Raw genomic sequence first — 22,631 nt, 5'->3', positions numbered from 1 at the left:
CGTGGTACTCCTCTTACTCGGCTGATTCATGATCGCGGCGATACGCATGCACGGCAGCGGTAATTGCTGCGAGGCGTTGCGTATCATCAGCAGATTGAATGGGCGTGGGGGTTGCAGCAGCTTTCATTGCATTCGACTCGGCGTCGAGCGGCTCAGCGGCAAAACGCTTCAACACCAGCATTGCTGCCATTAGTAATACTAAGAACACAAATACGGTCACCATACCGGTCACCATAATACTGAAGGCTTCGAAGAGTTGTTCTTGCATGCTATCTCCGCGCTTTAAGAGCTTTTTCTAAGCGTAACTTAAAAGCAGAATAACACAACTTTATAAGGGGTTAGTGCAACAAAGGTGTATAAGAGGTATAAATCAGAGAAATGGCGCACTCGGGAGGACTCGAACCTCCAACCGCCTGGTTCGTAGCCAGGTACTCTATCCAGTTGAGCTACGAGTGCGCATATCGGTTTTCTAGTAGTATCTAACATTCAGCAAATGGCGCACTCGGGAGGACTCGAACCTCCAACCGCCTGGTTCGTAGCCAGGTACTCTATCCAGTTGAGCTACGAGTGCGTTGCTGACAAGTAAGCAAATGGCGGTGAGGGAGGGATTCGAACCCTCGATAGAGCTACAAACCCTATACTCCCTTAGCAGGGGAGCGCCTTCAGCCGCTCGGCCACCTCACCGCTTACTTGTGGCGTTGCATTCTAATGGCACAGCCAATAATGTCAATTGATTTTTTCTGATTTGAAGTTCGTTTGTGGGAATTTTAAACATCTCGCACAAAAAAACTGCAGAAGCGTTTGTTTTACGCTTTTAACGATCAAAAAAGCTGATGACAAGCATCAGCTTTTCAGGTGCTACTTAGTTACTCAGACGATTCCGGCTTATCTTCTTGCTCTGCCTGAATACGCATATAAATCTCTTCACGGTGCACCGAGACATCCTTGGGCGCATTTACTCCAATGCGCACTTGATTCCCTTTGACACCCAATACCGTGACTGTGACCTCATCACCTATCATTAAGGTCTCACCCACTCGACGGGTTAAGATCAACATGTTATCTGCTCCTTCCCTACTCTTCTTTATGTGTGGGCATCCATGAGAAACTCCACACGACCAGCCTGCTTTTATACTCATTATGTTGCATGAAACATCACCAGATGTCATACAACAAATATTCTAGCAAGGAAATCTGCAGCATGACAGCTTGATTACCGGTGCATGTATGAGAATTGGTGCGCTTTACCGCAATAACTCCTCAATCCGACGTTTTGCCGCTGCCAGTGCAGTACCGATGTTGGCGACTTCAGTGCCACCAGCTTGCGCCATGTCAGGACGGCCGCCGCCCTTACCACCGACTTCTGCTGCAGCTACATTAATCACATCACCGGCTTTTACCTTACTTGTTAAGTCTTTGGTAACGCCCACGATTAAACTCACCTTGCCGTCGTTTGCGACAGCAAGTACCACGATACCGCTGTTGAGCTGGTTTTTGAGATCATCAACCATACCGCGTAGAGCTTTACTTTCTACGCCATCGAGTTGTGCCAAGATCACTTTGTGACCGGCAATAATTTCGGCATTGTCGACCAGACTGCCACCCGCTTGTGCCGCCATCTGCTGTTGTAATTCAGCGATAGTGCGCTCAAGGCCCTTACTACGATCGAGCTGCTGCTGCAATCGTTCGGGTAACTGACTTGGCTCGGCTTTTAGTAGCGCCGCACTTTTGCGTAACAACTGTTGTTGCTGCTGCGCAAATGCGAGGGCCGCCATCCCAGTAACAGCTTCAATGCGGCGCACACCAGAGGCGATACCTGCTTCGCTGACAATGCGGAAGCTACCGATATCACCGGTGCGTTGCACGTGGGTACCACCACACAACTCCATCGAGTAGTCGCCCATGCGCACGACGCGCACCTGATCGTCGTACTTCTCACCGAACAGCGCCATGGCGCCAGCTTGCTTAGCTTCTTCGATTGGCATCAAGGCGGTTGCAAGTTCGTGATTGGCCACAATGTTTTCGTTGACTTGTCGCTCAATCGCATCGATTTGCTCGGCTTTTAAACCCTCGAAATGAGAAAAGTCGAAACGCAGACGCTCGGCAGTTACTAAGCTGCCTTTCTGGGTGACGTGTTCTCCGAGAATATTACGCAAAGCTGCATGCACCAAGTGAGTCGCACTGTGATTGCGCTTGATTGCAGCACGTCGCTCGGCGTCGATCTCAGCATTCACTTGGTCACCGATTTTCAACGTACCTTCCGCTTTACCATGGTGGGCAATAGCTTTGCCGATGTATTGCGTATCTTCTACAACGAAATTCCCACCGTTAACCACTAAACGTCCGCGATCACCAATCTGGCCACCACTCTCAGCGTAGAAAGGCGTTTGTGATAATACGACGACGCCTTGTTGTCCAGCGCTCAGCTCTTGGACTTGCTGGCCATCAGCAAACAATTCAACAACCTCTGCGGTGCCTTGAACCTCGGTGTAGCCGGTAAATTCTGAACGTTGCGTAGACTTCAAACGCTCGTTGTAATCAACACCAAACTGCGACGCTTGCTGCGCACGTTTACGCTGTGCTTCCATCGCTTGTTCAAACCCTGCTTCATCAACGGTCAGCCCTTTTTCGCGGGCAATATCCGCAGTCAAGTCCACAGGGAAACCATAGGTGTCATATAGCTTAAACACCACTTCGCCTGGAATTACCTCTGCGTTTAGATCGGCTAACGCATCATTCAAAATGGCCAAGCCGCGCTCGAGCGTTTTACCGAATTGCTCTTCTTCACGAAGCAAGGCATCGGTGATAACTTTTTGCTTTTCGACCAGCTCTGGGTAAGCTTCGCCCATTTGTGTCACCAACGCTGGTACAAGCTTGTAGAAAAATGCACCTTGCGCGCCAAGCATATTACCGTGACGTACTGCGCGGCGAATAATGCGGCGTAATACATAACCGCGCCCTTCATTTGATGGCTGCACACCATCAGCAATTAAGAAACTGCATGAGCGAATGTGGTCGGCGATGACGCGCAGTGATTTGCTATTCAAATCACTTACGCCAGTGGCTTCTGCAGCAGCTTTAATAAGGGCTTGAAATAGGTCAATTTCATAGTTGCTGTGCACATGCTGTAATACTGCGGCGATGCGCTCAAGCCCCATGCCGGTATCCACCGACGGCTTCGGTAAGGGTTGCAACTCACCGTCGGCTTGACGATTGTATTGCATGAAAACGAGGTTCCAGATTTCGATATAACGATCGCCGTCTTCTTCAGGGGTTCCTGGTGGTCCACCCCATACTTCTTCACCGTGGTCGTAAAAAATTTCCGAACAAGGGCCACATGGACCGGTATCGCCCATGGCCCAGAAGTTGTCTTTCGCACCGATACGCGAAATACGATCTGCTGGTACGCCGATCTCTTTCGCCCAAATGTCATAGGCTTCGTCGTCTTCGGTGAATACCGTCACCCATAGCTTTTCTTTCGGTAACTGCAAAACGTCGGTGAGAAATTCCCAAGCATATTGAATCGCTTCACGCTTGAAGTAGTCACCAAAGCTAAAATTACCCAGCATTTCGAAAAACGTATGGTGGCGCGCAGTGTAACCCACGTTTTCTAAATCGTTATGCTTGCCACCGGCGCGTAAACAACGCTGCGACGAGGTGGCGCGATTGTAATCACGTTGCTCATCACCCAAGAATACGTCTTTAAACGGCACCATGCCTGCATTGGTAAACAACAGGGTCGGATCGTTTCCTGGAATCAACGAAGCTGAAGCAACTCGTTGGTGGCCTCGCTCAGCAAAATAAGCCAAAAACGCTTCGCGGATTTGCGCGCTGGTCATACTCATGAATTCTTCCCTACGACAACTTTTCGATGTGAAAACTTTCGGTTATTTAGCGCGCAAGACTACCATGAATAGGGGCTTTCGACTAGTAGTCGTCGCCATCTTGCTGACGTTTTAGTGCGTTGTTTATTTCGCCAAAACGGAAGCCACGATTCAGCAAGTGACGCATCATTTTGTCTCGCTTTGAGCGGTCACTTGGCGGTGTTTCACCAAACTTACGCAGCACATAGTCGAAGCAAATTTCCTGCCAATCAGGGCCCGCTTCACGCAAGGCTTGTTGCAATGTATCTTCAGCGATACCCTTACTCTGAGCCTTCGCCTTGATTTTCAGCCAACCGTTGCCACTATTAAGTTCGCTGCGCAACCAAACTTCAGCGTAACGTGCGTCCGATTGCCAACCCTGTTGTTGTGCTTTGCCCAACGCGTAAGCAATAGCTGGTTCGGTAAAACCGCGCTGGCGTAATTTTTGCCGCAACTCATGAGCGCTATGTTCGCGGCGACCGAGTAGACGCACCACCGCTTCTTCCGCCTGCTGCTGTTCTTCCGTTGTTTGTTGGTCAGCGTCATTTGTCACGTTATTTACCCTCATGCGAGTGAATTATTTCCTATAATCAGACTCATAGTAAAAACCCTACAAGTGAAAAGGAAGCCCTTATGCAACGTATTCTCCCACTCTTTGCGTTAGTTGCAGCAGTAACCCTAAGCGGATGTCAGCCAATGACAACAACGACCGCAGCGCCATCGACCTTAAATGTGAACGCCACAGCTGAGGTAAATGCAATTCCGGATCGGGTGCAAGTCGAGTTATCCGTGCAACGCATGGGCATGGATATCCCAACCCTCAAATCAGAAGTCGATAGCATCACCGCTGAATTGATTGAGTATCTACGCAGCCAGAATGTTGAAGATAAGGCGATTCAGTCGTACGCGATTAGTATCTATCCGCGTTACAACTACGACGACGGCGAACAAAAGTTAAGTGGTTATCAAGTATCACGGAGAATGACAGTCGACTTTGCCGTAGCTGAACAACATGGCGAATTCATCGAACACGCCTTGAATAACGGTGTGCATAATGTCAATGAACCACGCTTTGAAGTGAGTAACGGTGATGCTCTTTATCAACAAGCATTAACCCAAGCGGTACGCAACGCGCGAGCGAAAGCCGAAGAATTAGCAGCCGCAGCAGGTATGCGCGTGATGACCGTTCAAAGTATTCAAGAGAACTCGCAGCCACAGCAACCGGAAGTACGCTACCGCGTTGCGCAAGCAGCAGATAGTGCGAGTGTAAGCTTACCGGGCGAACAGCAGGTGCAAGCGCGAGTGAACGTAACTTTTACGCTTGCGGCAAGCAATGAGTAAGACAGTGGGGGCCACCGCCCCCTCTAACAAACTCCAGCGCTGGAACTGCGACCACCGCAAGTTGCGGAAAAGCCTTTTGTAAAATGCGAACTGCATCGGCATCGGTCGCTAAGCCAAACTGGGGCACCGCAATCACCTTTGGCAACCTAAGTAAATTGGCATAACTACAAAGTAACGGCTGATCGCCTCTTGGCAGCGCACCGCTATGACGTTGCACATCAAAATAACGGTCGCGTTGATCTTGAATGGCCTGCACAGGCGGCAGTTCAAGCCAAATATATTCAGCCGCCCACGCTTGCGACTGCAAAGCGGTAAGTTCTTCATTCCATAATGGATCTTGTGCACTAGGCGCACACACCAAGGTTTTTGCATCAACGAACTGCAATTGATTGTCGACATGGCCACCGGTTTCGTCAGCTGACAAGGCATGATCGATAGCAATGACGCTATGCAGCCCCAATGCTCGTTTTAAACTATGCTCGATAGCGCGCCAACCAAGTTCAGGATTACGTTGAGTGAGACTTTTACGATGCACTACGGCGGTGCCTGCACCATCGGTACTGAGCATTCCCCCCTCAATGACCAAGGGTAGCTTACGGTATCGTGACCGCATTTGCGTTGCTAACTTGCGCGCAAATTGTTGGTCTCGCTGAATGACCGAATGAATACCATGCCAACCTGTGAATTGCCCGATGCGTGCCGTTACGCCACTCGGCTCGGCCAGCCAAAACGGCGCAATATCGCGTATCCAAGCGTCATCATAGCTGATAGGAAAAAGCTCAAGGTCACTCACAGTGCGCGCTAAAGCGTTATGTAGTTGCGGCGGATGCACGCCCAAGCGTACCGGATGATAGGGCGCCAGCGCGCGAAGGAGCGTCAGAATAGCTTGTTGAGCGGGCCAAGCATCGGCCCGCCAAACATCATTTCGATAAGGCCACAGCGCCAAGAGTGGCCCGTGACATTGCCAGTCGGCAAGTAGCTTCATTTGCGACGTGGTTGTTGCTTCGCATTCTGCAGGCGTTTCGCTTGATTGCGACGCGCGCGTGCATAACGTTTCTGCCGCGATTCTTGGTTCCGCGGGTCGACAAAGCTGCGCTCTTCTGGAGGTAAGCCAACCAGCTGCCGTAAATAGTTGATTTGCTCGAGCGGTAGCTCACCCCAACCACTTTGTGGCAGGCCTTGCTCGAGTCGAATATTGCCGTAACGAACCCGCATCAAGCGACTTACGGTTACACCTTGCGATTCCCACAAACGGCGCACTTCGCGATTACGCCCTTCAGTTAGCATGACGCGGAACCAGGTATTCATCCCCTCACCACCACCGCGTTTAATTTCTTTAAAGGCAGCAGGTCCGTCTTCCAACTGCACACCTTTTTGTAATTTCTTGATCATTTCGTCGGTGACTTCACCGAACACCCGCACGGCATATTCGCGCTCAATTTGATGACCTGGGTGCATCAGTCGATTGGCCAGCTCACCGTCGGTGGTGAACAGCAACAAACCTGAGGTGTTGACGTCTAAGCGCCCAACCGCTACCCAGCGTGCGCCCTGCACCCGCGGTAAACGGTCATAAACCGTGGGGCGACCTTCTGGGTCTTTGCGTGTGCACAGCTCACCTTCTGGCTTGTGATACATCAATACACGACATACCACGTCTTCAGGCGGCTTAATTGTTACCTCGTGACCATCGATACGCACTTTTGCGTCGGCATCTATACGCTCACCTAAAGTGGCGACCTTACCATCAACGCTCACGCGTCCCGCCGCAATCAGCGTTTCTAATTCACGGCGCGAGCCATGGCCAGAACGGGCGAGAACTTTTTGTAACTTTTCACTCATGGGGTACTTTCACTCTCTTCGGTCGCTGTCTCAGCGGTTGTTACTTGAGTAACTGATCCTGTATTCGATGCCTTTACTGGTGGCTCGGGAATCGCAGGTAACTCAGATAAATCTTGTAAATTAAAATAGTCCAAAAACTCGTTTGTGGTCGCATAGAGTTGCGGACGTCCGGGCACCTCGCGATGTCCAACCACCTTAACCCAGCCGCGTTCTTGCAAGGTCTTCATGATCTGCGAACTCACGCTCACACCACGAATTTCTTCGATATCACCACGGGTAATGGGTTGTCGATACGCAATCAGAGCAAGGGTCTCTAGTAACGCTTGCGAATAACGTGGCGGCTTCTCTTGCCAAAGACCGGCGATTATACCACCTAATTCAGCGCGCGTCTGAAATCTATAACCCGATGCAACGGCCTGCAATTGCACGCCTCGTTCAGCGTAATCGGCCTGTAGCTCATCCAATAATTCACGCACCTGCTTGCGGGTCACGTCCATTCCCTGCTGCTGCAGATAGTCGCTAAGTTGAGCAATGGACATTGGCGTCTCGGCAACAAATAACAGCGCCTCTAATATCTGTTTAAGCTGGCGGTTCTGCATAGCTCTGTTCTCCCGAAGTGCTATGAATGCTGACATGAATTTCACTAAAAGCGTCAACCTGCACGACTTCGATCAGGCTTTCTTTAACCAGTTCTAAGACCGCAAGGAAACTCACCACTACCCCTTGTTTGCCTTCTTTTGCCTCAAACAATTCGGCAAACCTTAAGCGTTGTTTGGTTTGTAATAAGTCGAGAATGCGACTCATGCGTTCTCGGGTCGACAAACGCTCGCGTTGAATTTGATGATGATTTTGCAGCTCTGCCTGCGCCATCGCGTGGGCAAAAGCCACCGCCAATTCGGCTAAAGCGATATCTGGCAACTGCTGCTTCACCAACTCACGGGCATCAGTTTCAGCCTGAGCGACAAAGTGATCGCGCCCTGTTTGCGGCATTTCGTCTAAGTAACCAGCACCTGTGCGAATCGCCTCGTACTCTTGCAAACGGCGGACTAATTCGGCACGCGGATCGTGCTCATCGTCTTCTTCCGCTGGTGGACGTGGCAGTAACATTCGGCTTTTGATTTCTGCCAACATGGCAGCCATGACTAAATAGTCGGCTGCCAATTCTAGTTTTAACTCTTTCATCATCTCGACATATTCCATGTACTGTCGCGTGATGGGAAGTATCGGTAGTTCGGTGATCTCCAGTTTCTGCCTACGGATCAAGTACAACAACAAGTCCATCGGACCAGAGAAGCTTTCGAGGATAAGTTCAAGTGCATCAGGGGGAATATAAAGATCTTCTGGTTTTTCAATAACCGGCTCACCGCGGACGAAACCTAGCGGTAACGATTGTTGTTGTGGCGCAGAAGATTGTTCAGCCATGGCTCATGTTAAGTGTTCGAATGGCGCGATATCGCCCGCTCCCACTCGTGTAATTTGGACCCGGTCATCGGCCAAATCAATCACGGTTGTAGGTGTTTCGCCGCGGTGATTCCCATCAATAATACCATCCACTTGATGTTCCAATTTTTCTTGAATTTCATAAGGGTCTGACTCCGCAAAGTCGTTGTTACCAAGCACTAGACTGGTCGACATGATGGGCTCACCAATGGCTTCAAGCAGCGCGGTGGTAATAGGATCATCGGTGACCCGAATACCGATAGTTTTGCGCTTTGGATTGAGCAGACGCTTAGGTACTTCTTTAGTGCCTTTGAGAATAAAGGTATACAAGCCTGGCGTATTGTTCTTCAACAAACGAAACGCAGTGTTATCAACTCGCGCATAGGTCGACAATTCTGAGAGGTCACGACACATAAGGGTGAAATTGTGATCCTTGTCGATGTCACGAATGCGGCAGATACGCTCGAGCGCGTTCTTGTCGCCGATACGACAGCCAATGGCGTAACCAGAATCTGTCGGATACACCAACACTCCGCCTTGTTGCAGCAATTGCGCGGCCTGTTTAATCAATCGATCTTGCGGGTTTTCTGGGTGAATCGTGAAATAATGACTCATAGTTTACTTGTTTGCGTCTTATGCTGGCGTCCATTGCTGCCATATTGGCACAAGCGCCGGTGGTAGACAAAGATTTTTACCGAGATCTCGCCATGGTCGCGGGCCATGAAAATCTGAGCCGACCGATGCTTTTAAGCCAATATCTTTTGCCATAGTAGCTAATGCTAAGCGATCACCAGGTCGCTGTTGACTAATTGCGACCTCGACACCATCAAGCCCCCATGATTTGGCTTCAGTTAGCAACCGACGCAACCATTTGTTGCTGAGTCGATAGGCATGCGGATGGGCAAGCACCGCACAGCCACCTGCGGCTTGCAGCGCCGCTATGGCTTGTTCAATGCTCACCCATTCGGTTCGCACGTATGCTTGCTGGCCTTTCCCCAAGAAGCGTTGAAACGCACTTTCAAAGTCTTTTACAAAACCCTGCTCAACTAGCGCCTCAGCGAGGTGCTTGCGAGTTGGCATAGTCAGTTCTGCGGCTAGCGGCGGTGCCACTTCAAGGCCCGCTTTATGCAGCTTTGCCAGCATCTGTTCGTAACGTTGGCGACGCAACCGTTGCTGCTCAGTCAAGAGCTCAACCAAAGCTGGATGATCAGCGGCGAAGTTCAGTCCCACGATATGGATTTCAAATCCCTGCCACTGACAAGTGATTTCGACCCCATTAATCAATTCTAAGGGTAATTGCTGCGCACTGATGTGAGCGCTCGCTACCTCGAGGCCTGCGACGGTATCGTGGTCAGTCAGCGCTAAGTGGGTTACCCCTTTAGCCACCGCCCGTTCAACCAAGTCCGCTGGGCTTAATTCGCCATCAGAGAAATGGCTATGACAATGTAAGTCGTACAACGTCGTCATAGCTGCGCTGCCAATTCGGCACCTTGACGAATAGCGCGTTTCGCATCCAATTCGGCGGCCACGTCAGCGCCACCAATCAGATGAACACTTTGCCCATTCTCTTTGAGCGCGTCGTGCAGTTCACGCAGCGGTAGTTGCCCCGCACAAACGACGACATGGTCAACTGCTAGTAGTTGCTCTTTGCCATCCACTTCAATCCAGAAGCCTTCGTCTGTGACCCGTTTGTAAGTCACACCAGGAACCATGTGAATACCTTTTTTCTTCAAAGTTTCGCGATGTACCCAGCCTGAGGTCTTGCCCAGGTACTTGCCCACTTTGCTGGTTTTACGCTGCAACAGCCAGATTTCCCGTGGTGATGATTCTTGCTTTTGCGGGCGTAATGCGCCGCGTGTTTCATAGTCGTGGTCAACGCCCCAAATGGCTGACCATTCGGCAACATCAAGTGTTGGCGAGTGCTCAGTGCTGAGATATTCGGCAACGTCAAAGCCAATACCACCGGCACCGATCAGCGCTACCTTTTTACCTACGCTCTGATGGTCGCGCAAGACATCTAGGTACCCCAAGACTTTCGGATGGTCATGGCCAGGAATGTCAATCGCACGCGGCACCACTCCGGTTGCCAAAACAATCTCATCAAAGTTTTGTTGCGCCAACGACTCAGTATCTTGGCGACTGTTCAAATGCACTTGCACACCAGTGTCTAGCAGTCGCTTGCTAAAGTAACGAATGGTCTCATGGAATTCCTCTTTGCCAGGAATTTGCTTAGCGTAGTTAAATTGTCCACCAATTTCACTGGCGCCATCAAATAGATGAACTTCATGACCACGTTCGGCCGCGTAACAGGCGAAAGCTAAACCAGCGGGGCCGGCACCAACCACACCGATGCGTTTTTTCGTCGTTACCGGCGGCATCACCAGCTCAGTTTCATAACAAGCTTGCGGATTGACCAAACAACTTGCTCTTTTGTTTTCAAATACATGGTCTAAACAGGCTTGGTTACACGCAATACAGGTATTAATCCGATCCGCTTTATCATCGGCGGCTTTATTAACGAAGGCTGCATCGGCTAGCAACGGCCGAGCCATCGAAACCATATCTGCCTCACCATCAGCTAAAATCTTTTCAGCGATGTCCGGCGTATTGATTCGATTCACTGCTACCACAGGAATCTTCACTTGCTCGCGCAGCTTTGCCGTAATCCAACTAAATGCCGCACGCGGCACCGAAGTGACAATGGTCGGAACCCGCGACTCGTGCCAACCGATACCACTGTTAATTAAAGTCGCACCTGCTACTTCAATTTGCTTCGCCAGTTTCACCACTTCGTCATACTCGTGCCCCTCAGGCACTAAATCGAGCATAGATAAGCGGTAAATAATAATAAAATCAGTGCCTACCGCAGCACGCACTGCCCGCATAATTTCTAGTGCTAAGCGCGCACGGTTTTCAAAACTACCGCCCCATTGGTCAGTACGTTTGTTGGTGCGTGGGCATAAAAACTGGTTGATCAGGTAGCCTTCGGATCCCATCACTTCCACCCCATCATAACCGGCTTTTTGAGCAAGCTTAGCGCAGCGCGCAAAATGCTTAATGGTGGTGCGAATTTGACGTTCCGACATGGCTTTTGGTGTGAACTTAGAAATCGGTGCACGAATGGCACTTGGACCCACTGCGAAAGGATGAAAGGCGTAGCGCCCCGTGTGCAAAATTTGCATACAAATCTTGCCGCCATGCTGATGCACTGCATCGGTCACTTTGCGATGTTTTTTCACATGCCAAGGCTTACTTAACTCGGCCCCAAAGGGCTGCACACGACCGCGAAAATTGGGGCTAATGCCACCGGTAACAATCAGCCCTACACCACCTTTGGCACGCTCTGCGTAAAATGCAGCCAGCTTGTCAAAACCATGCTTTTCTTCTTCTAATCCAGTATGCATCGACCCCATTAAAACGCGATTCTTTAACTGGGTGAAACCGAGATCTAAGGGCTTGAGCAGATGTGGGTAAGGAGTTGTCACTGTAACCTCAACTTAAACGACCGTTTGAATTTGTCCAATGTACTTATTTCGCCACTTGGCAGCAAGTGCCAAGCAGCGAAATCATCATGGATTGACTAAAAGTAATAGCCGATATTGATGTTAAAGCGCGTATTGTAGTCGCTTGAGTTACCCGCTAGCGTACCACCTGCGAAGGGTTGGTTTTTTGCCGTGACCAAATCGAAATAGGTATAAAGTCCACCGGCGGAGACCGCGACTCCTAAAACATTCATGACGGTATCCTCTAGATTACCGGTCTTGTTCGTCATCAGGTTGTAGTCGTTGTAAAACGTCAGGTTGGTAATAGGACCCAGTTGCACTGGCAAGCTGTAAGAGACATTGAAATTGTACAAATCTGCTTCCGCAGGAATAGTGTCATAGAAGGCATAAGCACCTACCACAATCCCCTCATTTGCCATGTCCATGTCGTATTCGTACTGGGTAAACTGGCCAGTGAAGGTCCAGCGATCAATGCTGTATACACCATGTGCTGCAAGCGCATAACGGTCGCCGACATTATCAACCCCGTCGTTCATTTGGCCGAACTGACCTGATAAGCCCCACTCGAAACTACTGTCATCACTCAGTGCATACTTGCGCGCGACCCGCGTAGCAAAACTATTGGCTTCTGCAACTTGCAGAGTCGGGGTATCGTAAATCCCCTCGTCACTGAGTCTTACGCCCAGAGGATCGTAGGCATAGCGATCTTCACGAGCACTGGTGAAGCCATCGACGCCACCACTTTCGTCATTTTTGAAAAAGGCGATGTCAAAGTCCCACTCGGGGTCACGATAGCGCAGTTTCACCCCAGCATCATGATCATCTTCAAGTCCAACATAAAAGTTGGTGCTGAAAAAATAGCTGTTGGAATTGTACGGCGTCACGCCAAACGGAACTTTGGTGATACCCAATTGCCCTTGCCAGTTTTCATCGAAGTTATAACCCACCCAAGCGTGCTGCACCGACTCCATGTATTGAAACCAACGATACTGAGCGGACAAAATCACATCTCCGATCTCACCGCGGAAATCGATACGTAACAAGTCAAAATCGAGGTCTCCACCGCGATCTTTATTGCCATCGTTGTAGTCTTCCCAAACGTATTGGGCCCGAACTGCGCCACCAATCTCAATCGGCGCGTTTTGTGCAGCGTCGACATCTTCTTCTAAGCGTTCAATGCGCGCACGCAACTCACGATTATTCGAGTTCCGTTGCCGGGCCACCGGCTCTTTAAGTGGTTCTGCCGCAACAACAGCTGTTGTTTCTTCGCTCGTTTCTTCGTTCGTTTCTGCACCAGCTTGCTGTTGGGCTAATTGTTGTTCCAATTCAGCAACGCGTTGCTGCAACTGCTGCATTTGCTCAAGCAATTGCTCTACTTGCGCAGCAGTGACCTCCCCTTGCGTTTGCGAGTCTTGCGCAAACGCCTGTGGCGCGCTCAACAGCGCGCCAATAGTTAGGGCTAAAACATTCTTTTTCATGGTGACTCCTTACCGTAAAACATGCAAAAAGTGCATATGTTTATGATAGTGATCTATCACATCACCGATCACTGCATCACGCGACCAACCCAAAATATCGTAGTCTTGGCCACCTTCGCGCAAGTGGACTTCAGCGCGATAGTATTTTTGTTCTTCGCTAACGTCTTGTGGATCAGCATCGGCATAAATGAAAGCTGGTTGAATATGACTGACCAGATGCACTTGGTAAACGAAGTCGATTTCATCGCCATGCACCACGCGAAACTCGAGTGTATCAGTCTCATCGGTCGTCAGATTAACCGTAAGTCCGCTGCTGCGCATTTCTTCGGCAACCTCACTAAACGACGGCTTCACTACCTGCTGAAGGAACCGCTGTCCAACTTGGCGACTGGGAAAGTCAATGATGTTATGGAGCCGTTCGCGCCAATTCTTATTACTCAGCGCGGAACCGGTCAAGTAATTGTTCTGTAGCGCATCCTTTTTGTGTACATCTACCCGCAAGGCTTTGATCAAACCAAAGGTTGTGATCATCAGAATAACGGTAAACGGCAATGCCGCGGCAATAGCCATAGTTTGCAAAGCTCCCAAACCACCGGCTAAGAGCAGTACGATGGCAACGACCCCTTCGCCACTCGCCCAGAAAATACGCTGCCAAACAGGCGTGTCATCACGACCATTAGAACAAAGCATATCAACCACCATGGACCCGGAATCCGATGATGTGACGAAGAAGACAATCACCATGATGGTGGCTAGACCGGACAAGAACGTGCTAAAAGGAAACTGCTCTAAAAACGCAAATAATGCGACCGGGGTATCATTTTGTACAAGCTCTCCGAGCTGCTCCGCTCCTTGGTTGAGTATCATGTCGATAGCTGAATTACCAAAAACCGTCATCCACATCAAGGTAAAGCCAGCTGGCACTAATAATACTCCTAATACAAACTCACGAATCGTGCGGCCTCGCGATACCCGTGCTATGAATAAACCGACAAATGGTGCCCAGCTTAACCACCAGCCCCAGTAGAATAGCGTCCAACCGCCAATCCAATCGGTCTTTTCATAAGCAAAGAGATTAAATGTATTGCCGACAATATCAGAGACGTAAGCGCCCGTATTTTGCACAAATGCCTGCAACAAGAACACGGTCGGGCCAGCAATTAAGACAAATAGCAGTAACAATACTGCAAGACCCATATTGAGTTCAGACAAGCGACGGATGCCTTTATCTAGTCCCGTTGTTACGGAAATGATTGCGAGTCCGGTAACGCCAATAATCAGCCCTACTTGCACCATGTTCGACACTGGCAGACCAAACAAGTAACCCAGTCCAGAATTGACTTGCGCGACACCAAAACCAAGCGACGTTGCAACACCGAAAACGGTACCGATAACCGCAAATACATCAACCGCATGACCGATAGGGCCGTAAATGCGTTCGCCAATAAGCGGGTAGAGCGCTGAGCGCAAGGTCAGTGGTAAGCCATGTCGGTAGGCAAAGAACGCTAAAATCAATGCCACAATGGCATAAATCGCCCAAGCGTGCAGCCCCCAGTGGAAGAAGGTAATTTTCATTGCTTCCCGCGCAGCTTCCACGGTACCGGCATCACCCACCGGAGGTGCTAGAAAGTGCATCACAGGTTCGGCAACACCGAAAAACATAAGGCCGATGCCCATACCTGCCGAAAATAACATTGAGAACCAGGTTAGCTTTGAGTAGTCCGGACTTGAATGGTCTGGCCCTAATTTAATGGTGCCGAAACGCGAAAATCCCAAGTAGACAACTGACAACAGAATAATCGCGACAGCGGTTACGTAGAACCAACTGGCGTTCTCAATGATTGCTGATTGAATACTGTCAAAAGTGCCAGATGCGGCATCAGGGAAAAGACTTGAAAATAATAAGATGATAAAGATAAGTCCCGCTGCGCTGTAAAACACAGGGGGATTGAGACGGGCTTTCTCGCTCGAATCCATGCTCGATACTCCCATTTGTAATGATTTTCCATTAATTATAGAGGTTTATGAATTAGTTGCGAGTTTCGATCACAACAAAAACAAAAAGGCCCCCATTCCTGGAGGCCTTTTTTAAGCGTTTCGCTATCTAAATTAGATAACTTCTGCGCGCTCTACAATTTCAACTAATGCCCAATTTTTAGTCTTGGATACTGGACGCGTTTCGCGAATAATCACGGTATCGCCAGTTTTACATGAGTTGTCTTCGTCGTGAGCGTGAAGTTTAGTTGTACGGGTAATGTACTTACCATATACAGGGTGCTTCACACGACGCTCGATAGCTACAACGATAGACTTGTCCATCTTGTCGCTAACGACACGACCTTGCAGAGTACGAATACGTTTTTCTTCAGCCATTACGCACCTGCCTTCTGATTCAGAATAGTTTTCACACGTGCGATATCACGACGCACTTGCTTCAACATGTGAGTTTGATTCAGCTGACCAGTCGCTGCTTGCATACGCAGGTTAAACTGCTCGCGACGCAAACCCAGCAATTCTTCTTGCAGCTGCTCAACGGTTTTTTCATTAAGTTCGTTCGCTTTCATTACATCACCGTCCGAGATACAAAGATGGTTTTGAATGGCAGCTTACGTGCCGCAAGGTCAAACGCTTCACGCGCTAACTCTTCCGAAACACCGTCGATTTCATACAGGACACGACCTGGCTGAATTTGAGCTACCCAGTATTCCACGCTACCTTTACCTTTACCCATCCGCACTTCAAGAGGCTTCTGTGTAATTGGCTTGTCAGGGAACACGCGGATCCAAATTTTACCTTGACGTTTCACGTGACGCGTCATGGCACGACGAGCCGCTTCGATTTGACGCGCAGTCATACGACCACGGTCAACAGCTTTCAAACCGAAAGTACCGAAGCTAACTTTGTTACCTGCTTGCGCCAGACCACGGTTGCGGCCCTTGTGAACCTTACGGAATTTTGTACGCTTTGGTTGTAACATTTAGTTTCTCCTTACTTACGGCCTTTAGGGCGTTTAGCTGGAGCTTGTGGCTTTTCTTCGACTGGCATACCGCCCAGTACTTCACCACGGAAGACCCAAACTTTTACACCGATAATACCGTAAGTGGTGTTAGCTTCTGCAGTTGCGTAATCGATATCTGCACGCAAGGTGTGCAACGGTACGCGACCTTCACGGTACCATTCAGAACGAGCAATCTCTGCTCCGCCTAAACGACCGCTAACTTCCACTTTGATACCTTTGGCGCCAAGACGCATTGCGTTTTGTACCGCGCGCTTCATCGCACGACGGAACATCACACGACGTTCTAGCTGACCAGCGATATTTTCAGCAACCAATTGTGCATCCAATTCTGGCTTACGAACTTCAGAGATGTTGATTTGCGCTGGCACGCCAGTTAATTTAGAAACCGCTTGACGCAGCTTCTCAACATCTTCGCCTTTCTTGCCAATCACTACGCCTGGACGGGCAGTGTGGATAGTCACACGGATACTTTTAGCAGGACGCTCGATAACGATGCGAGAAACTGAAGCGTTGCTCAGTTGCTTTTGCAGCATTTGGCGAACCTGATGATCACTGTGCAGGTTGTCGGCAAAATCTTTTGTATTCGCGAACCAGGTTGCATTCCATGGTTTGGTGATACCTAGGCGAATACCATTAGGATGTACTTTCTGACCCATAACTTATCTCCTAGCTATCTGAAACAACCACAGTAATGTGGCTGGTACGCTTAAAGATACGATCAGCACGACCTTTCGCACGAGGCTTGATGCGTTTCATGGTAGGACCTTCGTCAACCATTACTTTTGCAACTTTCAGCTCGTCGATGTCGGCGCCTTCGTTGTGTTCAGCATTCGCGATAGCTGACTCCAGCACCTTTTTCAGCAGACCAGCTGCGTCTTTCGGGCTGTAGTTCAGGATGTCCAGCGCTTTCGCTACTGGCAAACCGCGAATTTGGTCAGCTACCAACCGGCCTTTCTGCGCAGACAGGCGAGCAAACTTATGAATAGCAATAGCTTCCATCTTAACTCTCCTTAGCGTTTCTTGGCTTTCTTATCAGCGGCATGGCCACGATAAGTGCGGGTTGGTGCAAATTCACCAAGCTTGTGACCAATCATTTCGTCAGAAACGAAAACTGGTACGTGCTGGCGACCGTTATGAACAGCGATTGTAAGGCCGATCATATCAGGGATAATCATTGAACGACGAGACCAAGTTTTAATAGGCTTCTTGTCCCCGGCTTCCAACGCTTTCTCCACCTTATTCAGCAGGTGAAGGTCGATAAATGGACCTTTTTTAAGAGAACGTGGCATGTTTAATCCTCAACTCTTATTTAGTGCGACGACGTACGATGAATTTATCAGTACGCTTGTTCTTACGGGTCTTATAACCCTTGGTCGGTGTACCCCACGGGGTAACCGGATGACGACCACCTGAAGTACGACCTTCACCACCACCGTGTGGGTGATCAACTGGGTTCATCGCCACACCGCGGACGGTAGGACGAACACCACGCCAGCGCTTCGCACCAGCTTTACCCAATTGACGCAGCATGTGTTCTGCGTTGCCGACTTCACCGATGGTTGCACGGCAGTCCGATGGGATCCGGCGAACTTCACCAGAACGCATACGTACCGTCACGTAGTTGCCATCGCGAGCCAAAACCTGAACATAAGCACCAGCTGAACGTGCCAGCTGAGCACCTTTACCAGGCTTCATTTCGATAGCGTGTACAACCGAACCTACTGGAATATTACGCAGTGGTAAGGCGTTACCCGCTTTAATCGGTGCATCTGAACCAGACTGTACAGAATCACCAGCTTTCAAGCCTTTAGGGGCAAGAATGTAGCGACGCTCACCGTCTGCATACAGAACCAATGCGATGTTCGCTGAACGGTTTGGATCATATTCCAAACGCTCAACTTTCGCAGGGATACCGTCTTTGGTGCGTTTAAAGTCGATCATACGGTAGTGATGCTTGTGACCACCGCCGATGTGACGAACAGTAATACGACCGTTGTTGTTACGACCGCCTTTTTTGTTGTTTTTATCCAACAAAGGCGCGTAAGGTTTACCTTTGTACAGGTCTTCGTTAACCACTTTAACGACGTGGCGACGACCTGGAGACGTAGGCTTACACTTAACTAATGCCATGTGAATTCCTCCTCTTACTCAGCGCCGCCGACGAAGTCGATGTCAGCACCTTCTTTCAGGGTGACATACGCTTTTTTCCAGTCACTACGCTTACCGAAGCGCATACCGGTGCGTTTGGTTTTGCCTTTCACGTTGACCGTACGAACGCCTTCAACTTCAACCTCGAACAGTTTCTCAACTGCCGCTTTGATTTCAGCTTTGTTAGCGTCTTTAGCAACTTTGAAAACAACAGTGTTTGCAGTTTCAGCTGCCACAGTTGATTTCTCAGAAACGTGAGGAGCAAGAATCACTTTGAGTAAACGTTCTTCACGCATCATGATAATACCTCCTCAAGTTGCTTCACTGCGTCCGCAGTCATCAAAACTTTCTCAAAAGCAATCAGGCTTACTGGGTCAATGCCCTGTACGTCGCGTGCGTCAACTTTATGCAAGTTGCGTGAAGCCAAGAACAAGTTTTCATCAAGCTCTTTGGTCACGATCAACACGTCGTTCAGTTCCATTGCCTTCAGCTTAGCAACCAAATCTTTGGTTTTTGGTGCATCAACACCAAAGCTTTCTACCACGACTAAACGGTCCTGACGAACCAATTCAGACAAGATGCTTTTCATCGCACCGCGGTACATTTTTTTGTTTACTTTCTGGTCGTGGCTGCGTGGTTTCGCTGCAAAAGTAGTACCACCAGAGCGCCAGATTGGGCTACGGATAGTACCTGCGCGAGCGCGGCCAGTACCCTTCTGACGCCATGGCTTTTTGCCACCGCCAGATACTTCAGAACGCGTCTTTTGTGCTTTAGAACCCTGACGGGCGCCAGCAGCATAAGCAACGACTACCTGATGAATCAAAGCTTCGTTGAACTCACGTCCAAAGGTAGCTTCGGAAACTTCAAGAGCGCCTTTTGCGTCTTTTAATGTTAATTCCATCACCATTCTCCTCAGACGTTACGCCTTAGCCTTGACTGCTGGCTTGATGATGACATCACCGCCAGTAGCACCAGGGACAGCGCCACGAATCAGCAACAAACCACGCTCAGCGTCTACACGTACTACGTCTAGCGTTTGCACGGTAATTTGTTTGTTACCCATTTGGCCTGCCATTTTCTTGCCTTTGAATACCCGACCAGGAGACTGGTTTTGACCGATAGAACCCGGCGCACGATGTGACAACGAGTTACCATGGGTTGCGTCCTGAGTACGGAAATTCCAACGCTTGATAGCACCTTGGAAACCTTTACCTTTAGAGGTACCGGTAACGTCTACTTTTTTGGTGTCCGCAAAAATTTCTACGGTGATTTCAGAACCTACTGCGAAATCATCACCTTCGCCGTCTTCTAGGCGGAATTCCCAGAGACCACGACCTGCTTCAACACCTGCTTTCGCAAAGTGACCAGCAGCTGGTTTGCTTACGCGGTTCGCTTTTTTGTCGCCTGTTGTTACTTGAAGCGCACGATAGCCGTCTGTTTCCTCAGTTTTAACCTGAGTCACACGGTTAGCAGTCACTTCAATCACAGTAACAGGTACAGAAGCGCCGTCTTCTTGGAAGACACGTGTCATTCCTACTTTACGACCGACTAGACCAATAGCCATTGTTAAAACCTCTCGTGTGTAATCCTATTACTGCCCGCTTAACCTAGGCTGATCTGTACATCAACACCAGCTGCAAGGTCGAGACGCATCAACGCGTCAACAGTCTTGTCAGTAGGGTCCATGATATCGATCAGACGCTTGTGGGTACGGATCTCGTACTGGTCACGTGCATCTTTGTTCACGTGTGGAGAAATCAACACGGTGAAACGTTCTTTGCGCGTAGGCAGAGGGATTGGACCACGTACCTGAGCACCAGTGCGTTTTGCAGTTTCTACGATCTCTGCAGTTGACTGGTCAATCAGACGGTGATCGAACGCTTTCAGTCGAATCCGAATTCTTTGATTAGCCATAAAAAATCAAAGCCTCAAAATAAAGAGCATTTAAAAAAGAGCACAGAAAAAGAACCGCCACCCTGGCAGCATACCGGGCGAGGTCTTTCCAACGAATCAACATTCAATCCCCTATCGGGATTGCTGTGGTACCTAACTTCCAGAGGTCGTCCCCGCTTTGGGGATCAACAACTGTGGCGGCGAATTATACACGGAAATGAGCTAAAAGCAACAGCGTTACTCGTGTTTAGTACGTTCGGCTCCGCCTCACTGTTCGTCATTCGTACGCTCGCGTTGCGAGCTGTTCAGGCTTGACGAACAGCGCAGCGGACGAACTACGAATACCGATTTTCTAATGGTTTGCTGCGTATTCTTCGACTTGGCGCCAGACGCGGAGCAGGTTTTCATTCATGATTTTCTTAATATCGGCCTCTGAGTAGCCGCGATCGAGCAAACCTTGAATCAAATTAGGATAAGTCGATACATCTTTCAGCCCTACCGGCAGTGAGTCACCCACACCATCGTAGTCGGAGCCGATACCGACGTGATCAATACCGATCAATTCAACCACGTGATCGATATGGTCGAGCACCTGTTCAAGAGTAGCAAATGGGAATGGATTGTCTTTTTGCAGTTCGGCAATACGCGTTTTGGCTTCTTCGCTTTCTTCACCGTACTGTTCTTTTACTTGTTCGATTTGTTGGTTAATCATGTCGCGGTAACGGTTGGCCGCTTGCGTTACGAAGGTCGAGCCAAAGTTAATCATGATCACGCCACCATTTTCACCCAGCGCTTTGATCATGTCGTCGCTCATATTGCGTTCAAAGCCCGGGGTATAACGACGTAACGACGAGTGCGATGCGATGACTGGTGCTTTGGTAATTTCTAAGGTCTGCCAAAAGGCATCATCAGAGACATGAGAAATATCGATCATCATGCCGATGTTGTTCATTTCAACCACCAGCTCTTTGCCAAACGGGCTGAGGCCATTCCACTGCCGACGGATATCGTAGGACGAGTCAGCGATGTGGTTTGATAATGAGTGCGATAAGGTAATGTAGCGAATGCCACGCTCATAGAATTCTTTCAGGTTAACCATATCGCCTTCCATCGGCGAGCCGTTTTCCATTCCTAAGGCAATCGAAATTTGCCCTTGTTCAAACTGCTTTTCAACGTCGGCAACGGTGTAAGCCATGGCAAATTTATCCGGCGCACGCCATGCTAACGCTTCCATACTATCAATTAGTTGGTGCGCGAGTTGCTTACTGGCACCTGGGGTTTGTTCTAGCTGGGCAGGAATATAAATCGACATAAATGGGACATTTAAGCCGCCTTCGACTGCACGCGGGTAATCGAATTCACCTTTGGCGGTTGCTTGGGTGACATCTTCCCACAAATTGGCAATGCGATAAGGCACATCAATGTGGGTGTCGATCAACATATTGTCTTGGGCGATTTGCTTCGCCTTGTCGCTAGCAGTGTATTCTTGTGCGTTTAGCGCACCAGTAACAGCCAGACTTACGGCGCTGACCATTCCTAACCATGCAAATTTGTTCACGGGGGCTTCCTCGATGAGATAATTCTAGTTGTTGTTGTGAACAGCAGACTAGCACAATCTCTGCGCGAAAATCACCCCGTGTTTGATGCGTTAACCGCATGATTTATCGCAACGACCGCACCTGCAACGACTGTACTGACTACAGGTGCGAGGGTAAGAATGACTAACCAAGTGGCGGTGTTGCTGAGCATGGTTTACTCTCCACGCGATTGCGCTTTGTCCTGCTTGCGTTGCTCAGTAGCTGCCACTTGCGCGACCACTACATAGCGCTGCGGCACGAGGTGCTGAAGTGCAGCCAATGCATAGTCGTAACCGCTTTTGTTTTGCTGCACGATCTGCTGCTTGACTTGCGCTGTTTGCGCCTTCAACGAATTCGCTAGCGCTTCTTCAAGTGACATACCCTCAGCTGCTGCTGTACCTGAAAATGAAGCTGCTACCAATGCTAAACCTGCAATTACCTTTTTCATCATGTTCTCCTTACGTGGGTTAAAGCAACCGACTGCGAACTGGTTGTTAGTTAAGTCGTAAGGAGTAATACAAAGGTTGTGC

Annotated in this window: 27 protein-coding genes and 3 tRNA genes; 1 reads left to right on the top strand and 29 read right to left on the bottom strand. The window is 49.5% G+C overall.

Going from position 1 to position 22,631, the window contains the following annotated elements:
• Positions 1 to 13: 13 nt before the first annotated feature.
• From ACJ8W9_RS00515 to ACJ8W9_RS00485, 7 genes are all read right to left on the bottom strand, one after another.
• Positions 14 to 268: an OadG family protein gene (locus ACJ8W9_RS00515; RefSeq protein ID WP_411357991.1), complete on the bottom strand. Its 255-nt coding sequence runs from the start codon at positions 266 to 268 to the stop codon at positions 14 to 16.
• Between the two features lie 111 nt (positions 269 to 379).
• Positions 380 to 456, bottom strand: a tRNA-Arg gene (locus ACJ8W9_RS00510).
• 38 nt (positions 457 to 494) lie between these two features.
• Positions 495 to 571 (bottom strand) — tRNA-Arg (locus tag ACJ8W9_RS00505).
• 20 nt (positions 572 to 591) lie between these two features.
• Positions 592 to 684 (bottom strand) — tRNA-Ser (locus tag ACJ8W9_RS00500).
• Positions 685 to 866: 182 nt separating this feature from the next.
• Positions 867 to 1,058, bottom strand: a complete 192-nt coding sequence (gene csrA / locus ACJ8W9_RS00495; RefSeq protein ID WP_411357990.1) for a carbon storage regulator CsrA — start codon at positions 1,056 to 1,058, stop codon at positions 867 to 869.
• A gap of 186 nt (positions 1,059 to 1,244) precedes the next feature.
• Positions 1,245 to 3,845 carry an alanine--tRNA ligase gene (gene alaS, locus ACJ8W9_RS00490; RefSeq protein WP_411357989.1) on the bottom strand — a complete coding sequence of 867 codons (2,601 nt, stop codon included), beginning with the start codon at positions 3,843 to 3,845 and terminating at the stop codon, positions 1,245 to 1,247.
• A gap of 82 nt (positions 3,846 to 3,927) precedes the next feature.
• Positions 3,928 to 4,416, bottom strand: coding sequence for a regulatory protein RecX (locus tag ACJ8W9_RS00485; protein WP_411357988.1), 489 nt, complete (start codon positions 4,414 to 4,416; stop codon positions 3,928 to 3,930).
• A gap of 80 nt (positions 4,417 to 4,496) precedes the next feature.
• On the opposite strand from ACJ8W9_RS00485, the gene ACJ8W9_RS00480 reads away from it, so the two are divergent.
• On the top strand, positions 4,497 to 5,204 hold the full coding sequence (locus ACJ8W9_RS00480) for an SIMPL domain-containing protein (protein WP_411357987.1): 708 nt from the start codon (positions 4,497 to 4,499) through the stop codon (positions 5,202 to 5,204).
• On the opposite strand, the gene ACJ8W9_RS00475 is transcribed toward ACJ8W9_RS00480, so the two are convergent.
• The 22 genes from ACJ8W9_RS00475 to ACJ8W9_RS00370 form a co-directional block, all read right to left on the bottom strand.
• The gene (locus ACJ8W9_RS00475) at positions 5,179 to 6,189 is read right to left on the bottom strand and encodes an agmatine deiminase family protein (protein WP_411359904.1); all 1,011 of its coding nucleotides are present in this window, start codon (positions 6,187 to 6,189) and stop codon (positions 5,179 to 5,181) included. The two genes, ACJ8W9_RS00480 and ACJ8W9_RS00475, sit on opposite strands and share 26 nt — an antisense overlap.
• Complete coding sequence (gene rluB / locus ACJ8W9_RS00470) at positions 6,186 to 7,043, bottom strand: 23S rRNA pseudouridine(2605) synthase RluB (protein WP_411357985.1); 858 nt, start codon at positions 7,041 to 7,043, stop codon at positions 6,186 to 6,188. Before rluB ends, ACJ8W9_RS00475 begins: the two co-directional genes overlap by 4 nt.
• Positions 7,040 to 7,642 carry an SMC-Scp complex subunit ScpB gene (gene scpB, locus ACJ8W9_RS00465; RefSeq protein ID WP_411357984.1) on the bottom strand — a complete coding sequence of 201 codons (603 nt, stop codon included), beginning with the start codon at positions 7,640 to 7,642 and terminating at the stop codon, positions 7,040 to 7,042. Before scpB ends, rluB begins: the two co-directional genes overlap by 4 nt.
• Positions 7,623 to 8,465: a segregation and condensation protein A gene (locus tag ACJ8W9_RS00460; protein ID WP_411357983.1), complete on the bottom strand. Its 843-nt coding sequence runs from the start codon at positions 8,463 to 8,465 to the stop codon at positions 7,623 to 7,625. Before ACJ8W9_RS00460 ends, scpB begins: the two co-directional genes overlap by 20 nt.
• A gap of 3 nt (positions 8,466 to 8,468) precedes the next feature.
• Positions 8,469 to 9,098 carry an L-threonylcarbamoyladenylate synthase gene (locus ACJ8W9_RS00455; RefSeq protein ID WP_411357982.1) on the bottom strand — a complete coding sequence of 210 codons (630 nt, stop codon included), beginning with the start codon at positions 9,096 to 9,098 and terminating at the stop codon, positions 8,469 to 8,471.
• A gap of 18 nt (positions 9,099 to 9,116) precedes the next feature.
• Positions 9,117 to 9,950 (bottom strand): PHP domain-containing protein, encoded by an 834-nt coding sequence (locus tag ACJ8W9_RS00450; RefSeq protein ID WP_411357981.1) that lies wholly within the window; start codon positions 9,948 to 9,950, stop codon positions 9,117 to 9,119.
• Complete coding sequence (locus ACJ8W9_RS00445; protein ID WP_411357980.1) at positions 9,947 to 11,968, bottom strand: FAD-dependent oxidoreductase; 2,022 nt, start codon at positions 11,966 to 11,968, stop codon at positions 9,947 to 9,949. The genes ACJ8W9_RS00450 and ACJ8W9_RS00445 overlap by 4 nt, the downstream gene beginning before the upstream one ends.
• A 95-nt stretch (positions 11,969 to 12,063) precedes the next feature.
• Positions 12,064 to 13,464 carry a carbohydrate porin gene (locus tag ACJ8W9_RS00440; protein ID WP_411359900.1) on the bottom strand — a complete coding sequence of 467 codons (1,401 nt, stop codon included), beginning with the start codon at positions 13,462 to 13,464 and terminating at the stop codon, positions 12,064 to 12,066.
• A 9-nt stretch (positions 13,465 to 13,473) separates the two neighbouring features.
• Complete coding sequence (locus tag ACJ8W9_RS00435; protein ID WP_411359898.1) at positions 13,474 to 15,441, bottom strand: BCCT family transporter; 1,968 nt, start codon at positions 15,439 to 15,441, stop codon at positions 13,474 to 13,476.
• A gap of 132 nt (positions 15,442 to 15,573) precedes the next feature.
• Positions 15,574 to 15,837 (bottom strand): 30S ribosomal protein S17, encoded by a 264-nt coding sequence (gene rpsQ / locus ACJ8W9_RS00430; RefSeq protein ID WP_034732157.1) that lies wholly within the window; start codon positions 15,835 to 15,837, stop codon positions 15,574 to 15,576.
• A complete protein-coding gene (gene rpmC / locus ACJ8W9_RS00425) occupies positions 15,837 to 16,028 on the bottom strand; it encodes a 50S ribosomal protein L29 (protein ID WP_034732160.1) in 192 nt (63 codons plus the stop codon). Before rpmC ends, rpsQ begins: the two co-directional genes overlap by 1 nt.
• On the bottom strand, positions 16,028 to 16,441 hold the full coding sequence (gene rplP, locus ACJ8W9_RS00420; protein ID WP_034732161.1) for a 50S ribosomal protein L16: 414 nt from the start codon (positions 16,439 to 16,441) through the stop codon (positions 16,028 to 16,030). Before rplP ends, rpmC begins: the two co-directional genes overlap by 1 nt.
• Before the next feature lie 11 nt (positions 16,442 to 16,452).
• A complete protein-coding gene (rpsC, locus tag ACJ8W9_RS00415) occupies positions 16,453 to 17,139 on the bottom strand; it encodes a 30S ribosomal protein S3 (protein WP_034732162.1) in 687 nt (228 codons plus the stop codon).
• Positions 17,140 to 17,149: 10 nt separating this feature from the next.
• A complete protein-coding gene (gene rplV / locus ACJ8W9_RS00410) occupies positions 17,150 to 17,482 on the bottom strand; it encodes a 50S ribosomal protein L22 (RefSeq protein WP_026860407.1) in 333 nt (110 codons plus the stop codon).
• Between the two features lie 11 nt (positions 17,483 to 17,493).
• Positions 17,494 to 17,772, bottom strand: a complete 279-nt coding sequence (gene rpsS / locus ACJ8W9_RS00405; protein ID WP_026860408.1) for a 30S ribosomal protein S19 — start codon at positions 17,770 to 17,772, stop codon at positions 17,494 to 17,496.
• Between the two features lie 16 nt (positions 17,773 to 17,788).
• Complete coding sequence (gene rplB / locus ACJ8W9_RS00400; protein WP_411357977.1) at positions 17,789 to 18,613, bottom strand: 50S ribosomal protein L2; 825 nt, start codon at positions 18,611 to 18,613, stop codon at positions 17,789 to 17,791.
• 14 nt (positions 18,614 to 18,627) lie between these two features.
• Positions 18,628 to 18,930 (bottom strand): 50S ribosomal protein L23, encoded by a 303-nt coding sequence (gene rplW, locus ACJ8W9_RS00395; RefSeq protein ID WP_034732164.1) that lies wholly within the window; start codon positions 18,928 to 18,930, stop codon positions 18,628 to 18,630.
• The gene (rplD, locus tag ACJ8W9_RS00390; RefSeq protein WP_034732165.1) at positions 18,927 to 19,532 is read right to left on the bottom strand and encodes a 50S ribosomal protein L4; all 606 of its coding nucleotides are present in this window, start codon (positions 19,530 to 19,532) and stop codon (positions 18,927 to 18,929) included. The genes rplW and rplD overlap by 4 nt, the downstream gene beginning before the upstream one ends.
• Positions 19,533 to 19,550: 18 nt before the next feature.
• Positions 19,551 to 20,195: a 50S ribosomal protein L3 gene (gene rplC, locus ACJ8W9_RS00385; protein ID WP_411357976.1), complete on the bottom strand. Its 645-nt coding sequence runs from the start codon at positions 20,193 to 20,195 to the stop codon at positions 19,551 to 19,553.
• 38 nt (positions 20,196 to 20,233) lie between these two features.
• Entirely contained in the window at positions 20,234 to 20,545 is a 312-nt protein-coding gene (rpsJ, locus tag ACJ8W9_RS00380; protein WP_008488677.1) for a 30S ribosomal protein S10, read from the bottom strand.
• A gap of 331 nt (positions 20,546 to 20,876) precedes the next feature.
• On the bottom strand, positions 20,877 to 22,058 hold the full coding sequence (locus ACJ8W9_RS00375) for a dipeptidase (protein ID WP_411360931.1): 1,182 nt from the start codon (positions 22,056 to 22,058) through the stop codon (positions 20,877 to 20,879).
• Positions 22,059 to 22,276: 218 nt separating this feature from the next.
• Positions 22,277 to 22,552 (bottom strand): hypothetical protein, encoded by a 276-nt coding sequence (locus ACJ8W9_RS00370; protein ID WP_411357975.1) that lies wholly within the window; start codon positions 22,550 to 22,552, stop codon positions 22,277 to 22,279.
• Between the last annotated feature and the right edge of the window lie 79 nt (positions 22,553 to 22,631).

It is taken from the genome of Pseudidiomarina salilacus (genome assembly GCF_047323925.1).
Taxonomy (GTDB): domain Bacteria; phylum Pseudomonadota; class Gammaproteobacteria; order Enterobacterales; family Alteromonadaceae; genus Pseudidiomarina; species Pseudidiomarina salilacus.
Note: the sequence above shows the minus strand (reverse complement) of the source record. Positions and strands in the feature narration are given on the sequence as shown.